We start from the raw sequence: 16,407 nt of genomic DNA, 5'->3' as shown, positions 1-16,407 counted from the left end.
AAGCGTTGATCCGGAAAAATGGTCAATGGCTATGAAAACCATAAAAAATGCAGCGTAACCGAAAATAATTGAAGTAAAGATGAATTTTTCTTTCATATTATAGCTCCTTTATTCAAGCAGGCTCATTCTAAATTCCTATTTTTTATAAATATTGTAAGTGTAAAATTTCAAAAACTACAATAGAAAGAAAAAGAATCCAGATAAAGGGGTTATTTGTCATGATATAATAGAAGTTATTTACTGATATCTCGATTTTACATATAGGGTGGGATGTTTTGTGAAAGCGTTAATTGTTGATGATGAGCACTTGGCATTGCTTCATTTTAAGAAAATGCTTGAACGAACAAACGCCTTTCAATCTATTATGGCGTATCAAGATCCAGTTGAAGCCTTAGAGCATCCTGAGACTCCTGCTGTAGATGCGGTGTTTCTTGATATTGAAATGCCGGGGGTAAACGGCATTGAGCTTGCTGAGGCGATTCAATCGATGAATGAAAACATCCAAGTCGTTTTCATCACGGCTTATAATGAGTTTGCTATCAAAGCGTTTGAGCTGAATGCCATTGATTATTTGCTGAAGCCTGTCATATACAAGCGGCTTGAGACAACTGTTGAACGAATCAAAACGAATCATATGCTCAAACAAAATGCAGAAAATACCGAGGCGCATTTTTCCATCCAATGTTTTGGGAGCTTGCAGTTTCATCAAACCTTAAAGGATGTTAAAACAAGCATTCCAGTCAAGTGGAGAACGTCGAAAGCACGTGAAATATACTTATTTTTGCTTCACAATCAAGGCCATGTGGTCAGTAAAGACATGCTAATCGATCTTTTTTGGCCTCATTACGATGTTTCAAAAGCAAGCACCCAACTTTACTCCACCATTTACCAAATACGAAAATTATTCAGCCAGATCCCTTTCAGCCAAACTATCGAGAAGACTGATACTGGATATATTCTTCGGCTTTCAGGCGCAAAAATCGATGTTGTCGAATGGGAAAAATCACTAAAAGGGGCGCCGCCGCTCAATACGGCTACATTACATCTGCACATGGATATTTTCATGTCCTATCAAAATCATTACCTACTGGAGCATGGTTATCTTTGGGCAGAACCGGAAAAGGCGCGTCTTTCCCAGCTTTGGCTTGGAAAGGCCTATGAACTGATCGATTATCATATTCATGAAATGAACGATCATCAAGCGATGGACATTTGCCTGCAAGCCGAGAAAATTGAGCCATGCGATCATAAAATTATGCAATACAAGCTGCAGCTATTCAACAAAAACGGGAAGGTAGAAGAGGCGATAAAAGAATATCAGCGTTACAAACAAATGAAGGATCAAATTAATTAAAGAACTCCAAACCAGTATGTGTCGATTGCCTTTCGATGCACACTGGTTTTTTTGTGCACTTAAAGGGAAGGCCCTCGCCATATGTCTCCTGGGTGAAACTTCAACTTTCTCCAATTCACTTCAATCATACATGATTTCTGAGTTGTACAGAAATTGTATAGTTCCATTTCATACAATGTAGTTTGGTTCGGATGGCAAATCTTAGTTTTGAAACTCATTCGGTATTAGCAGTTCTTTTTGGGGGATGAGACATGATGTTATGGTCTCGCGGATCAATCGGCAAGTGAAAGATAGATAAGAAAGCGAGGAATGAAAAGTTGAGAACGAGGAGTTTTCCCTTAGGGCTGAAAAAAAGCGGGCGGATCGTTATGATCATAAGCCTTGCCATCTTTTTCTTCTTCAGCCAGATCGCAAGCTATACTCTTACAGCACAGGCTGTGGACGTAACGTCAAGTGACAGCCAATTCTTCGATTCGGTAACAGTTAAGGACGCCAAGGGCCAGATTGTTGACGGATCAAAAGGAAACGAACCGGCACTAACACCGGGGGACGAAGTGAAACTGACATATGAATGGTCATTGAAAAAAGACAAAAAAGCAGATAGTGAACAGGATATCAATGTGGAGATACCTAAAAGCTTTACATTTGATAAAGGTGCAGAAGGTGAGATCAAATCTGCTGATCAGGTCATCGGCAGCTATCAAGTGCCGGCGGGCAGCAGCACCATGACAGTAAAATTAACAACTGCATCCGCGGATATTCCTGATGCCAAGGGGACCATTACACTGCCAGCTAAGTTTACTGCAGATGTAAAAGAAGATGAACATACAGCAGCAGCCCTTTTTCAGCTAGGGGGAGGCAAAACCCAGCAGGTGATCATCCCTGTTAAGAAAGAGGAGACACCAGATGCCGAGGCGGAAGATCCAAAAAATGACTCTTCTGATACTGCGGGTGATCAGGAAGGGACAGATGACAAACCTGCACCTTCAGTCAGCAAGGATCAAAAAGAGGAAGAACAGCAACCGTCAGACTCTAAGAGCGGCGAATCCTCTAAGAGTGATGATTCAAAAAAAGTGTCATCCTCAAGTCAATCAGCTTTCAAAAGCTTGCAAACTGAAGAAAAACAAATTACGCAAAACATTTTAACCGGCGTGACATTGACGGACGAAAACGGAAAGCCATATGACAAGGGCAATCGCGCCAATACGAATTCTCCGGTGAAAATTTCAATTGATTGGGCTATTCCTGACGATTTAGGAAAAACGATCAATGCCGGCGATAAATATGAATTTGATTTGCCTAAAGAATTTATTATGCATAATGACATTGTGAACCTGCCGTTAGGCGCCGGAGACACCACCTACGGGACATTTTCTATTGATACCAACGGACATGTGGTGATGACCTTTAACGGCGAGGTAAAAGACAGTTCTAATGTCAAAGGCACATTGGTTATCAATACGCAGTTCAACGAGAAAAAAATAACGGGTTCGACAACACAAAAGATTCCATTCCCTGTGAATTCCGATACTCCTGAAACAACAGTTTATTTTAAACCCAATGTGAGTAAAACCATTGATAAATCAGGTGTATTGGATAAAGGCATCAATCCCGGTAAAGTAACATGGACGGTCGATGTCAATAAAAAGTTGGATCAAGTCAAGAATGCCAAACTCACGGAAAGCCTTCCAGATGGCGTAATCTACCGTTCAGTTAAAGTGTACGAACTTAATGTGAACATTGATGGTTCTGTCAACAAAGGAAATGAAGTTTCTTCAGGCTACAGTGTTGATTCAAAAGGAAATGTCACATTTGACGGGACAATTGATTCAGCATACCGCCTTGTATACGAAACCGACATTGACAATAGTGCGAAGCCGAGTGAAGGCGGAAATGTAACGCTGACGAACAAGGCGGCATTCAGCGGAGACAACCTGGAACCCATTTCTGCAGAAGCCACTGTTGCAGCCAAGTATGGAAAAATGATCGCGAAATCATCTACCGGCTATGATGGAGAATCTCAAACATTCAGCTGGGCTCTTTCATACAATTACGGTGAGAAACAGATCGACCAATCCAAGGCCAGCATTAAAGATGCTTTTGGAACTGGCGATTTGCATCTTGTGAAAGATTCTTTGAAGGTTATTCCTATTACCTTTGGACAGAACGGCAGCGAGCAAGCGGGAACGCCTTTAAAGGAAGGCGAGGACTATACGCTGATCGATAATGGAAGCGGATTTGAAGTCAAATTTAATAAAAACGTAACGAGCGCTTACAAAATCATATATCAAACAAAGGTCAACAGCGGCGTGATCATTGATAAATCGACAACATACACCAATAGCGTTGTGACCGGAACAGGGGATTCGAAAGAGGCTTCTGGAATAGCCATTCAGCAGAATCTCATCAAAGGATATTCAAACGTTGATTATGAGAAGAAGACGGTTGATTGGACGATTACAGTTAATAAAAATAAATACTTGATGAACAATTGGACTTTAGATGACCAATTTGAAAGCGGCGGAATGGTTCTGCTTGATGAATCGTTCAAGCTTCAAGACACAACGAACAACAAAACATTACAGAAAGACAAAGACTACACGTTAACAAAAAAACCTGATCATAAAGGCTTTACTTTGGCATTGATCGGAGATTATGCAAAAACAGACAGTCAATTTAAGATCACTTATACGACAACATTCAATGCCGATTATTCTAACGAAAGCGTTAAGAATACAGCTCAGTCGACATGGACTGATCAAAACGGCACTGAGCGCACGAATAAGGTATCAAGCGGTTTTACGCCGAATCATCAGACGACAAACAATGGTTTCAAGAACGGTTCATACAACGCGGTTTCAAAGGAAATCACGTGGAAAATCGGTGTCAATTATAATGGCGAGCCGACGAAAAACCCTTATATCAAAGATGCCATAACAGATCCTCAGCAATTTGTGCCGGGTTCCGTTGTCGTTAAGAGTTATACGATCAATAAAAACGGCTCGATCACAGAAGGAGACGCGCTTGATCCTTCCAAGTATGATGTCGAAGAGCCTTCTGCAAAAAATGAACGCACGCTGACGGTACACCTTAAAACAGGCGATTCTGTACCATATCTGATTGAGTTTAAGACATCACTCAAAGGACAGGTCATTGATCAGAATCAGTACACAAACAAGGCAACCTACTATAATGACGGTTATGCAGACCGCACACTGACGGGCTCTGTTTCAGTTACGAACGGAGGAAGTCTGGTTTTCAAAGGCGGCAAACAAAATGGAAGCTACATCGATTGGAACATCAATGTCAACTCCAGCCAATCAACGCTGGATGACGTAAAAGTTACTGATACGCCGGATGAAAATCAAATATTAGATGCGGATTCTTTTAAAGTGTATCAAGCAAAGTATGATGAAAACGGAGTGGTCAAAGACAGCAGCGGAAATCTGACCGCGGGAGATGTCGAGCTTCAAAAAGACAAAGACTACACGTTAGACATCAAAACTGACAATACAACAGGGGAACAATCGTTTGTCCTGACATTCATAGGCAGCTATAAACAAATTGACCGCGCCTATGTGATCAAATACCGGTCTTTGATTAACATAGCCGGCACGAGCGGCCATGTTAAAAATAAGGTGTCCATTTCAGGAACAAATGTGAAGGAGCAGACTCAAGAAAACAGCAGCTCGATCTTTGTTGCCATTTCAAGCGGCGACGGTTCCGGATCCGGAGAAAAAGGAAGCCTGACGATTTTTAAGACTGGAGAGGACGATAAAGCTCTTGAAGGAGCAGAATTCCAGTTATGGTCTGAGGACTCCAAACAGCTCCTCCGCACTGGTACGACGGATGCCGGCGGGAAGCTTACATTCGGAAATATTCGCTACGGTTCCTATGTATTAAAAGAAGTAAAAGCGCCTGACGGATATACCATCAGTGATGCTTATGCAAAAGGAGTCTCTGTGAAGATAGACAGCAACTCCTCAAAGACAGGAGCGCTGTACAAAGTCGTAAATCAACAGAACAAGGTGACGCTTATCAAACAAGACGAACAAAACAATCCTTTGGCAGGTGCTGTTTTCAAGCTGGAGAAAAAGTCAAATGACGGCACCTATACTCTCATACGAACAGATATCAAATCTGATAAAAACGGTAAAGTAGAAATGAACGGTTTGCCGGCGGGCTACTATCGCTTGACAGAAACACAAGCTCCTGCAGGCTTTATCGTAAATACAAAAGCGATTCACTTCTCAATCGCAAAGAATGAAAAGAATCAAGTGTCTGATGTTAATTTGGGAAAAATGACCAACTATCAAGGGAAAGTCTCACTGACGAAGGAAAATGCTGAAGGCCAGAAACTTGAAGGCGCAGTATTCAACATTGTCGATCAAGATGGAAAGGTCGTTCAAGAGAAGCTGACTTCAGATAAAGACGGTAAAATCGAGGCTTCGGGTCTTGCGCCGGGACGCTACGCCTTTGTGGAAATAAAAGCACCAGCCGGCTATGTGCTGAATACAAAGAAAAAAGAATTTACCATCTCAGAATCTGCAGCAGGAAAGCCTGAAGCCGCAGATGCCGGAATCGCCGTTAACGATAAAGGCTCTGTTGAGCTGACGAAGGAAGATGCCGATGGCCAGAAGCTTGAAGGAGCCGTCTTTAAGATTATCGACAAGGAAGGTAATACGGTTCAAGAAGGACTGACCTCAGATAAAAATGGGAAAGTCGCAGCTTCAGGCCTTGCACCGGGACACTACGCTTTTGTTGAAACGAAAGCGCCAGCGGGCTATGTGCTGAATACAGAGAAAATTGAGTTTGAGATCTCTGATTCCTCTGAAGGAAAGCCTGAAGCTACAGATGCCGGGATCGCTACTAACCATAAAGGCTCCGTTGAGTTGACGAAGGAAAATGCTGAAGGCAAGAAGCTTGAAGGTGCAGTATTCAACATTGTCGACGAGGAAGGAAATACGGTTCAAGAAGAGCTGACTTCCGATAAAGATGGAAAAGTAAAGGCTTCGGGCCTTGCGCCAGGACGTTACGCCTTTGTTGAAACGAAAGCGCCAGACGGTTATGTGCTGAACACAGAGAAAATAGAGTTTACCATCTCAGAATCTGCAGCAGGAAAGCCTGAAGCCGCAGATGCCGGGATCGCCGTGAACTATCAAGGATCGGTTCAGCTGACGAAGGAAGATCAAGATGGAAAAGGCTTAGCAGGCGCGGTATTCAAAATCACGGACAGCAATGGGAAAACAGTGAGAGACGATCTAGTCTCAAAAGAAGGCGGCAAAATTGAAGTTGACGGGTTAGCGCCGGGAAGCTATCAATTTATCGAAAAACAGGCGCCAGATGGATATCTTTTATCCGAAAAGCCAGTGTCATTCACCATTAAAGCAGAATATGGCGGCAAACCTGAGCAAGTGAAAGCAACAGCGGTTAATACGAAGAACCTTGTTGTCCTCACCAAAGTGGATCAGCATGATCAGCATAAAGTTCTGCAAGGTGCGGAGTTCAATTTGACAGATGCCAACGGCAAAGTGCTGAAGTCAGGTTTGGTTACCGATGACAAAGGACAAATCACGGTGCACGGCCTTAAAGCTGGCGAATATCAGTTTGTTGAAACAAAAGCGCCTAAAGATTATGAGTTGGACCAAACTCCTATATCGTTCAAGATCACAAACACAGACACGAAAACAGTCGAAATCACCGCGGAAAACATATTGGCACCAGGTGACGTAAATGTGAAAAAAGTGGATCAAGACGATAAAAATACCGTTTTGGAGGGCGCTGAATTCAAGTTATTGGACGAAAGCGGCAAGCCTGTAAAAACTGACGGGTATGGAAAAGAGCTTTCTAAACTCTGGAAAACAGATCAAAATGGGCAGTTCACTGTAAAAGGCCTTGCGCCGGGAAGCTACCAATTGATTGAAACGAAGGCTCCCGAAGGTTATAAACTTGACGAAACACCGATTGAATTCACAATTGAAAAAGGACAGTCAAAAGCTGTTGAGATCGTAGTTTCTAATCAAAAAGTGAAAACACCAGCGCCTGATAAGCATGATCATCCTGATAAACCTGCACCGGGCGGAAATGGAAAAGACGATGGAGATCATCCGAATACCAATGGTACAGATGGCAGCTCGGATGGTCAGTCGAACACAGACAAAACCCTCCCAAAAACCGGAGATACAGACAGCATGCTGACAGCAATGATCGGTATCCTGCTCCTTATGGCAGGCGGAGGCTTAGCTGTTGCCTCAAGAAAGAAACAAAGAAAAGGATAAAGTTGAAGGCACCTGATCATTGAAGAATCGATCAGGTGCTTTTTTGAAAAGTGAAAGTGACACGGAGCGTTTTTAGAAGGATGCATAAGAAAGGGTTTTTTGCATGTACAAGAAAATGATCATTACGGTGTTCATCCTTTTCGGACTGCTGCTGATCTCTTCTCCTTATATCAAAGGTGGAATTATAGCTTATCTTAGCAAAAGCCAGAGTGAATCGGCCTTAACTGTGGAGCAGCTGAAAAAAAATAATGAGAGAGAAGCGGAATATGAATTTGATTCAATCGAGCCGCCTGAGTTAATGGATGCTGTAAAGGCCGGCTTTAATCACGATCAAAAAGCGGTTATCGGGCGGATAACAATTAAAAGTGTCGATCTGGAGCTTCCGATCGTAAAAGGCACAACCAATGAAAATCTTTTGATAGGGGCGGCAACAATGCGCCCGGATCAAAAAATGGGTGAGGGAAATTATCCGTTGGCGGGCCATCATTTGAAGCAAAAGAATCTTCTGTTCGGACCTCTGGAAAATATAAAAACAGGTGCCCAAATTGTCATCACGGATTTTAAAAAGGATTATATCTATTCTGTAACATCGAAAGACATCATATCGGAAATGGATGCAGATGTAGTTGAGGAGACAAACAAAAAGGAGATTACGTTAATCACATGTGACAAGGCGGTCAAAACCGAAGGGCGCCTCGTTGTGAAAGGGGAATTGGTTGATTCTTTTGGCCATACAAATTAAATATGGAAAAGAAAAGCTGCCGTTCAAAACGGCAGCTTTTTTCATGCATAACATATTTATTCAAAAAGTCTATTGTGATGCTTTTCGGTTCTGTGTCTGTTTTGGGGAACATGCCCCCTCATATTTATAATTTTTGCTTAAATGCCTCAATGAGTTTTGTTCCTGTATAGCCCTCTTTTACAAGGGACTCGAGAATGGTTTCAGTGCCCTGCTGTTTTCTTGTGACCATTTGTCCATAGAGTAAAACCTGGATGCTTTCTTCCAGCTTGACGATATTTTTCACTGCTGCTGTCAGCTGGGCGGGGCGATTGCTTTTTTTCGTGATCGTTACAAATACTTTGGCTTCAGATTGGCTGTTTTGAAGCTGTTCAAAAAAAGACAGATGTTCTTTCTGTACAAGCGCCTCAATCAGCCAGTGATTTTCACCGTCTTCTTTATTTATAATCAGTCCGTCAATAAGGGGAAACTGTTCAATTGATTGTTCTTCCTTGTCCACTCGTTCCACATTCAGGTCAACCAGTTTAAAGGTTTTCATTTCTTCTCACCCCGATTACTTCCAAAGTTTTCTTGCCTTCCATTATAACATAAACGTTTTCGAGGAAAAAATCCTGCAATGTTGGGGCTAAAGAATTTTGTATGAGCGAAACATTTAATAATTTCTATTTTTTCATTATACTGTAACTGACTATGGATTACGGAGAGATGTGGTATGAATCAATTTCGTTTAAAAGAAATTTATATTGACGGCGCTCCTTCTGAAAGCCATTTGATTCAAAAGGAAGTAACATATATGTTAAGCCGTAAAGAAGTGTTTGAGGTTCATCTGAACAAAAAAGGAAGAATAAGTTTTTTATACGAAACACAAGATGGCATGGAGCAGTATAAAATCAAGCTGTCAATGCCGGAAAAAAAATTGAGCTTTCAGTGGTTTGCGTGGGATGGCTCTTCCTATGTGCGCATGAATACGCAAAACTGGCTGACAAAGCAAATCTTTTTCCGTTTTTTAAAAAGTACATATTTCTTCAAAGGAAAAAAGCAAAAGATGTTTTTAGCTGAAGGAAAAATGAAAACGAAAGATAAAAACAGAGGCTGAAAGCCATTTTTAAGCGTTTTTCTTTTTTTGTTGCATCATTTACAATACATAAAACCGCAAGGAGAGGAGGAATCGCATGTTCAATCAGGTCATGCTTGTCGGACGTCTTACAAAAGATCCTGATCTTCGCTACACTTCCGCCGGTGCGGCAGTTGCACATGTTACGCTCGCGGTAAACCGCAGTTTCAAGAATGCTTCAGGTGAAATCGAAGCTGATTACGTCAATTGCACACTTTGGAGAAAAACAGCTGAAAACACAGCGTTGTATTGCCAAAAAGGTTCTCTCGTCGGCGTAAGCGGACGGATTCAGACAAGAAGCTATGAAAACGCGGAAGGCGTTAACGTGTATGTAACAGAAGTGTTGGCTGACACTGTTCGTTTTATGGACCCTAAACCCCGGGAAAAAGCTGCTGATTGACACCCCTTGCTCCTCCCGTTATCTATCCATTCACTATTATCCGGATCTTCGCATCATCCCCTCAAAATTGACCAGTCGACCAGACTGGTTCTTTCTTTTTTGTCTACTTAGGAAAAATTGGTTCTCTCGACGCATTTTTACTTAAAATCACTTATTAGTGTTGAATAAAATTAAATAAAAACTTATAATTGCTTATAAATGATTGCTGAGAAAAGGAATGAGGGCGTGTACCAAGAAGAAAGATTAGTAGCGATTTTGGATTTTTTAAAACAGCATAACCGAATTACAACGGAGCAGATCTGTACGCTCCTGCAAGTGTCAAGGGATACAGCGCGACGAGATCTTGTGAAACTTGAGGAACAGAATGCCATCATCCGCACAAGAGGCGGCGCCATTTTACCGACTGTGCATCAGAAAATTCAAAGCTATTCCGGCCGCCTGAAAACAGTGTCTGAGGAAAAAAATAAGATCGGCAGACTTGCAGCATCGCTTATTCATGATGGTGACCGGGTGATTTTAGACGCCTCTACAACTGTTCAGGCATGTGCAAAGCATTTGAATGCGGTTGATTGTACGGTAATCACCAATTCGATTAATCTTGCGGATGTGCTGTCCGATACAGAGGGAATTGAAATTTATCTGCTGGGAGGCAAGCTGGAAAAGGAGCACCGCTTTCTGTACGGGTCCTCTGTGATTGAAAAACTCTCAAGCTACCATGTTGATAAAGCGCTGATTGGTGTGGTCGGTATTTCCGAACATGGCATTACAATTGCGCATGAAGAGGATGGCATGGTGAAGCGGAAAATGATACAGCAGGCAAAGCAGGTCATCGCGCTTGCAGACCATTCTAAGCTGGGCAGCACCAGTTTTTATCAGTATGCGGAACTGAATGAAATCGACCTCTTGATTACAGACAGGCTGCCGAATCAGGCATTTTGTGACTTGCTTGACCGAAACGGCGTTGAGCTTCTCGTGACAGAGCAGGATGAAGGAAAGGACTGACAAACGTGAAATTAATTGCGATTGATTTAGATGGAACCTTACTCAACAGCAAGCATCAGGTAAGCTTGGAAAATGAAAACGCACTGCGGCAGGCGCAGCGGAACGGTATTGAGGTGGTGGTGTCAACTGGGCGCGCTCATTTTGACGTCATGTCAATCTTTGAACCGCTGGGGATCAAAACATGGGTCATCAGTGCAAACGGCGCCGTCATTCACGATCCCGACGGCAGGCTTTATCATCACGAAACGATTGATAAAAAACGGGCGTATGATATTCTCTCATGGCTTGAGTCGGAAAACTATTATTATGAGGTATTCACAGGTTCAGCGATTTATACTCCGCAAAACGGCAGAGAACTTCTTGATGTTGAGCTGGACAGATTCAGAAGCGCAAATCCGGAAGCGGATCTTTCTGTCCTTAAGCAGGCGGCCGAGGTGCAATACAGCCAATCGGGCTTTGCTTACATTAACTCCTTTCAAGAGCTGTTTGAAGCCGATCAGCCAATCGATTTTTACAATATTCTCGGCTTTTCTTTCTTCAAAGAAAAGCTTGAGGCAGGCTGGAAAAGATATGAGCATGCCGAAGATTTGACGCTTGTCAGTTCGGCTGAGCACAACTTTGAGCTTTCTTCCCGCAAAGCTTCCAAGGGGCAGGCGCTGAAGAGGCTTGCAAAACAGCTGAATATTACGCTCGAGGAAACCGCGGCTGTAGGTGACAGTTTAAATGACAAATCGATGCTGGAGGCTGCGGGAAAAGGTGTAGCGATGGGCAATGCCCGGGAAGACATCAAATCGATAGCCGATGCTGTCACCTTAACCAATGACGAACATGGTGTCGCACATATGATGAAACATTTGTTGTGAGTATATGTGCTGCCACAAAAGCGCATCCTGTTGATAACCGGCGTAACGGATTTTTTGGAAATTCGGCGTGACGGCTATGAACGGAAAAAAGCTGGCTCTTTCAGAGCCAGCTTTTTTAGTCATGATTATTGCGCTGTAGCGCTTAGTGTAAACAATTCTTCAAGCTCCTGTGTGGAAAGCTCGGTAATCCAGTTTTCACTTTGGATAATTTGATCGTTCAGGGTTTGCTTGGATTCAAGCATGACATCAATTTTTTCTTCGATTGTTCCCGTCGTAATCATTTTATGAACGTGGACAAAGCGCTCCTGGCCTATGCGGTATGCACGGTCAGTCGCTTGATTTTCAACCGCCGGGTTCCACCATCTGTCATAATGGATGACGTGATTGGCGGCGGTCAAATTAAGTCCGGTGCCTCCAGCTTTGAGTGAGAGAATCAGTGTCGGATATTCTTTCCTCTGAAATTTCTCAACGAGTGTATCCCGCTCTTGCTTGGAGAGACTCCCATTTAAAAATTGCACAGGTTCCCCGAACGTTTTTTCAAGCAGCCGCTTCATCATGTTCCCCATTTGAATGTATTGCGTGAAAATCAGGCAGCTTTCGTTTTGGGCGCGGATCGCTGTCATCAGTTCCAGCAATTTTTCGAGCTTGACTGATCTGCCGGCCAGCAGCTCGGTTTGCTCTTCCTTTAAATAAAGCGCGGGATGATCGCATATTTGCTTGAGCCGTCCAAGCATGCTGAGGATCAGCGCTTTTCGCTGCATGCCGGTCAGTGATGTCATATGGTCAAAAGTGTCTTTGACGAGCTGCTCATAAAGTGATGCCTGCTCGGCTGACAGCGGGATAAATTCTTTTTCTTCCAGCTTCTCAGGAAGATTAAGCGCGACCTCTTCATCCCGTTTCGTCCGGCGGAGAAGGAATGGCCGGATTAATTGCTGAAGCTGTCCGATTCTCTTTTCGTCCCGGTCTTTTTCGATAGGCAGCACATAGCGTTTATGGAAGCCGGTCAAACTGCCGAGGTAGCCTTTATTCATGAAGTCAAAAATGGACCACAGCTCAGTCAGGCGGTTTTCCATCGGCGTGCCGCTCAGCGCGATATGGTGAAGCCCCTTCAGCTTCCTGATTGCGCGTGATTGCTTCGTATGCGCGTTTTTAATATTTTGCGCTTCATCAAGGCAGATCGTGTTCCATGTCACAGAAGAAAGCTCTTCAGTATCGGCATGTGACAGACCGTATGAAGTGAGCACCACGTCTGCGTTTTCATAATGCGCAGCGAAATCATCACCCTTTGGCCGGCGCGGCCCATAATGGAGCGCGACAGACAGATCAGGGGCAAAAGTTTGAAGCTCCCGCTGCCAGTTGCCAAGTACGGATGTCGGCGCAATAATCAAATGAGGCGTTTTTTGCCGGCCTATTTCCTTCACGTGAAGGAAATAGGCGATCATTTGAATCGTTTTCCCAAGCCCCATATCGTCAGCCAGACAGGCGCCAAAACCGCTTTCCCGCAGAAACAGCAGCCAGTTCATGCCGTATTTCTGATAAGGGCGGAGCGTTCCTTTGAAAGAAGGACTGACTTCGTGCTCCGGCAGGTTTTCCGCGGCAGTGAGCTTTCGAATCAGTGACCTGAGCTGTTTAGACAGATCAAACTGAATGCCGGCGAAAGCGGATGTATCAATCAGATCCGAATCCTCAAGTCCGCCATCCTGCTGATCCATTAGCTCACGCGCCAGAATATCAGACATGTGGAGTCCCTCTGATTCTGCTTTTTCCATCAGGCGTTTCATCTGTTTGATAAACTGCGGATCGATTTTAACCCATTGCCCGCGGATATTAACAAGGCGCCTGTTGCTGGCGACAAGCTCATTAAATTCAGCCTCAGTCAGTTCAATTCCATTTGTAGCAAACCGCCAGTTGAAATCAAGCAGTGCATTCATGCCGACAAATGACTCGCCGCGCGGGGAGGAAGACACCTTTGCTTTCAGCATCATGTTGCTGTCTCTGACAATCTGCCACCAGGACGGCAGGAGGATTTCTACCCCCATATCGACAAGCGTCTCACTTGCTTCTGACAGGAAGATCCAGGCTTCTTCCTCCGAGATCAGCGTTGTCCCAGAATCAAACGACAGCCACGGAACCGTTCTGTGAAAGCGGTCCTGCTCACGCGCGATTTTATCGCTGTACGCCTGCCACGATTTTTTGAGGCTCTTCAGCCCGTCAAAAAATTCTACAGCGCCGCTCTTTTTATCGCGTAAAAACATCTCGATCTTCCATTCGTCTCCGTCAAAGTCTGGTTCATTTAAGCGCAAGCCGACAGTAAATGGAGATTGGTCGTCAATCCAGCCAATGCCTTCCAGAAAATCCTCTTCATCAAGAAAATGGCCGCGGAATGACGTAACCGCAGGCGATTTCTCCTTGATATGTTCCCATTTCTCCCGCAGGTCATCGTCGTATTGGATGTAATCCTGCACGGCAGAGGAAAACCATTCCGCAGTAAAGCCTTCCAGTATATTATCGCGGTCCTTCCAGCGAAAAACACCGTTTGTCCATGCGTCATAGTCAGGCAGAAAATCGCCGTCCGCGATAAATTCATAGATGGTCGAGGCCGCCTCGATCAGCGGCTCCGTTTCTTCTGTAAGCTGCACGGAGCTGAATGAGTTGAACGAGTTTTTGCCGAGAAGCTCTACAGTCATCCATGGAGATAGCAGGACAGCAGTCGTCCCGATGAAGCTGACATCCTCTAGAAAGGTTCCGTAAAATGAGGATTCATGCCATTGGAACAAATGCTTTTTCATATGGCTGTAGGGAAGAGGCTGCTCATTCTCATCAAAGGCTGAGAGCGTAAATGACCCATCTTCCATTTGTTCGACGTGGATGAGAATTTCTTTAAGACTCGCCATCAATCAACTTTCCTTTCTGCAGTTCTTCTTGAAGCGCACGCAGGCGCTTGTAATGCGAGCTCAGCAGCTGAATATACCGCTCCCACACCTTCTGCTTTTTCGCTTTTTTGTACAGGGTGCGCAATTTTTTCAAATACCGGGCGGCTTCCTTGTACGAGCTGCGGTTCTTCTGATCGATGAAAAAAGCCACTTCTCTATGGTAAGCCGGTATAAGCGCCTCAGGGTCGCTCGCTGCAATTTCCTTGAGCATCATTTTATCCATTTCATTGATGGAAAAGCCGACAAGGCTATGAATTTCAATCCACTCGGCATAGCGTTTTTTTTCATATAAATGATGGCTGTATTCTGTGAACGTATACGGCAGACAGCCCGCGGCAAAGCGCTCAAACAGCGCTTGATCATTGGTTTGCTTTACATAGGCATTCAACAGAAGGAACAGCTCGCCGATCACATCGCGAATCTCTTTAAACGGCTTATCCAGCTTCGTATAACCCATCGCAATTGGCTCAATTTGCTGGTACCATGTTTTAAGCCGTTTCCAGTCCTTCTTGGCAGTCATTTCACTCAGCCATTGGAATGTATAAGGGAGCGCTTCTGGCGGGAATTGATCCGCTTCCGCAAAAATAACGTCATCATTCTTTTGCAGGAATTCCAAATGCAGGCGCCCGAATTGCAATTCGGGAGAAAAACGCCGTCCTGCTTCTTTTTTCAATATCTCCTGTTCACGTGCCACCCATTTTGGCCGCGACAGCAGCGCACTCCAAATTTCACCGAAGACGCGGATGCGTTCATATTGGAAAATTTCTTCTTTCAACAGCAAAGGTCGGATAACATCCGGTGTTTTATCCAAAAACGGATCAAGCGCAAAAGACAGCGCGTATGTTTTTAATTTATCAATAGAGCTGTAGATTGTATCCATCAGCTGTTCAACGTACGGATTGAGGGAATAAAAATCTTGTTCGGGGTTCAGCTTGCCCGCTTCAATCAATGTGAACATGCGAAGCCAAACCGCAATCGCGGAATGAATCTGATACAGGCTTTTCAGCTCCGGCTTGTTCGGCCCATGTTTTTTTAATGCGGACAGGTAGCCGTAATAAAGGCCCTGCATGTTTTGACTGCCTTCTGGCGTACGTGCCTGCCAGAGAGAAAACTCTGAATCAAAAAAAGCAAGCCAGCTTGAAAGCGATTCTTCATTCGGCAGCACCTTTTCCTGAAACTGGCGGCGGACGAGCTCTTTGCTTTCCTCAAGCTTTTCCCTCTCGAGCCAATACTCTGTAAAAGTACCCACTCGCTCGAACATTGCATATACATATAAAAACACAGCCAGCATATGGCGGCAGATTCTTCCGGACGGACATGAACAGCCGCTTTTGACTATGACAAACAAGTTCAATGTGACCCGCACAGGCACAACATCCTGCACGTAAGCCGTAACTTCCGTCGGACTCACTGCTTGTAAACGATAGACTGAATCCTGCCGATATAAAATAAGGGCTTTTTTGATCAGCTGAACATTTTCTTCATTGTAAGGAAGAAGTTCTTTTAACTGTTCAGCAGATGCCAGCACATCGTCTTTGGAAATCATATTCTGAAGCATGATTATCGCTCCTAACCGAGTCACGTAATAAAAAGATCCAATTTCTCTATTATATCGCAACACATCGGCCTTAAAAAGTTTTTCCTAAAAAAGGACATAAAAAATGGGATGTGTCGAATGATGTATTAGAGATTGCAAATTGATAACCAGCATCATATAATAATCG

General features: G+C 43.9%; 10 protein-coding genes. 7 read left to right on the top strand and 3 right to left on the bottom strand.

What is annotated here, in order from left to right:
• Positions 1 to 277 precede the first annotated feature (277 nt).
• The 3 genes from NYE53_RS18325 to NYE53_RS18315 all read left to right on the top strand — a co-directional run bounded on the left by NYE53_RS18325 (position 278) and on the right by NYE53_RS18315 (position 8,374).
• The gene (locus tag NYE53_RS18325; protein ID WP_339246116.1) at positions 278 to 1,354 is read left to right on the top strand and encodes a response regulator; all 1,077 of its coding nucleotides are present in this window, start codon (positions 278 to 280) and stop codon (positions 1,352 to 1,354) included.
• A 317-nt stretch (positions 1,355 to 1,671) separates the two neighbouring features.
• Complete coding sequence (locus tag NYE53_RS18320; RefSeq protein WP_339246114.1) at positions 1,672 to 7,632, top strand: SpaA isopeptide-forming pilin-related protein; 5,961 nt, start codon at positions 1,672 to 1,674, stop codon at positions 7,630 to 7,632.
• Positions 7,633 to 7,735: 103 nt separating this feature from the next.
• The gene (locus tag NYE53_RS18315; protein ID WP_326208686.1) at positions 7,736 to 8,374 is read left to right on the top strand and encodes a class A sortase; all 639 of its coding nucleotides are present in this window, start codon (positions 7,736 to 7,738) and stop codon (positions 8,372 to 8,374) included.
• A gap of 124 nt (positions 8,375 to 8,498) precedes the next feature.
• Here the strand turns inward: NYE53_RS18315 and NYE53_RS18310 are convergent, their stop codons facing one another.
• Positions 8,499 to 8,909, bottom strand: coding sequence for a YwpF-like family protein (locus tag NYE53_RS18310; RefSeq protein WP_003227794.1), 411 nt, complete (start codon positions 8,907 to 8,909; stop codon positions 8,499 to 8,501).
• A 174-nt stretch (positions 8,910 to 9,083) separates the two neighbouring features.
• Here NYE53_RS18310 and ywpG point away from each other — a divergent pair, with 174 nt between their 5' ends.
• The 4 genes from ywpG (at position 9,084) to ywpJ (ending at position 11,750) form a co-directional block, all read left to right on the top strand.
• Positions 9,084 to 9,467, top strand: a complete 384-nt coding sequence (gene ywpG, locus NYE53_RS18305) for a DynA interaction protein YwpG (protein ID WP_014478204.1) — start codon at positions 9,084 to 9,086, stop codon at positions 9,465 to 9,467.
• 76 nt (positions 9,468 to 9,543) lie between these two features.
• Positions 9,544 to 9,885 (top strand): single-stranded DNA-binding protein SsbB, encoded by a 342-nt coding sequence (gene ssbB, locus NYE53_RS18300; RefSeq protein ID WP_014478203.1) that lies wholly within the window; start codon positions 9,544 to 9,546, stop codon positions 9,883 to 9,885.
• A 225-nt stretch (positions 9,886 to 10,110) separates the two neighbouring features.
• Positions 10,111 to 10,887, top strand: a complete 777-nt coding sequence (gene glcR, locus NYE53_RS18295; RefSeq protein ID WP_339246108.1) for a transcriptional regulator GlcR — start codon at positions 10,111 to 10,113, stop codon at positions 10,885 to 10,887.
• 5 nt (positions 10,888 to 10,892) lie between these two features.
• Positions 10,893 to 11,750, top strand: coding sequence for a phosphatase YwpJ (gene ywpJ, locus NYE53_RS18290; RefSeq protein ID WP_339246107.1), 858 nt, complete (start codon positions 10,893 to 10,895; stop codon positions 11,748 to 11,750).
• A 125-nt stretch (positions 11,751 to 11,875) separates the two neighbouring features.
• On the opposite strand, the gene NYE53_RS18285 is transcribed toward ywpJ, so the two are convergent.
• On the bottom strand, positions 11,876 to 14,644 hold the full coding sequence (locus tag NYE53_RS18285) for a DEAD/DEAH box helicase (protein ID WP_339246105.1): 2,769 nt from the start codon (positions 14,642 to 14,644) through the stop codon (positions 11,876 to 11,878).
• Complete coding sequence (locus NYE53_RS18280) at positions 14,631 to 16,241, bottom strand: SWIM zinc finger family protein (protein WP_268555918.1); 1,611 nt, start codon at positions 16,239 to 16,241, stop codon at positions 14,631 to 14,633. Before NYE53_RS18280 ends, NYE53_RS18285 begins: the two co-directional genes overlap by 14 nt.
• Between the last annotated feature and the right edge of the window lie 166 nt (positions 16,242 to 16,407).

It is taken from the genome of Bacillus sp. FSL R5-0523 (assembly GCF_037975295.1).
Classification (GTDB): domain Bacteria; phylum Bacillota; class Bacilli; order Bacillales; family Bacillaceae; genus Bacillus; species Bacillus subtilis.
This window is presented reverse-complemented; position numbering and strand designations above follow the sequence as displayed.

Bases quoted from the DNA above. Each gene is read 5' to 3' on its own strand.
- NYE53_RS18315 (WP_326208686.1), top strand. From the start codon at position 7,736: ATGTACAAGAAAATGATCATTACGGTGTTCATCCTTTTCGGACTGCTG.
- NYE53_RS18310 (WP_003227794.1), bottom strand. From the start codon at position 8,909: ATGAAAACCTTTAAACTGGTTGACCTGAATGTGGAACGAGTGGACAAG.
- ywpG (WP_014478204.1), top strand. From the start codon at position 9,084: ATGAATCAATTTCGTTTAAAAGAAATTTATATTGACGGCGCTCCTTCT.
- ssbB (WP_014478203.1), top strand. From the start codon at position 9,544: ATGTTCAATCAGGTCATGCTTGTCGGACGTCTTACAAAAGATCCTGAT.
- NYE53_RS18285 (WP_339246105.1), bottom strand. From the start codon at position 14,644: ATGGCGAGTCTTAAAGAAATTCTCATCCACGTCGAACAAATGGAAGAT.
- NYE53_RS18280 (WP_268555918.1), bottom strand. From the start codon at position 16,241: ATGCTTCAGAATATGATTTCCAAAGACGATGTGCTGGCATCTGCTGAA.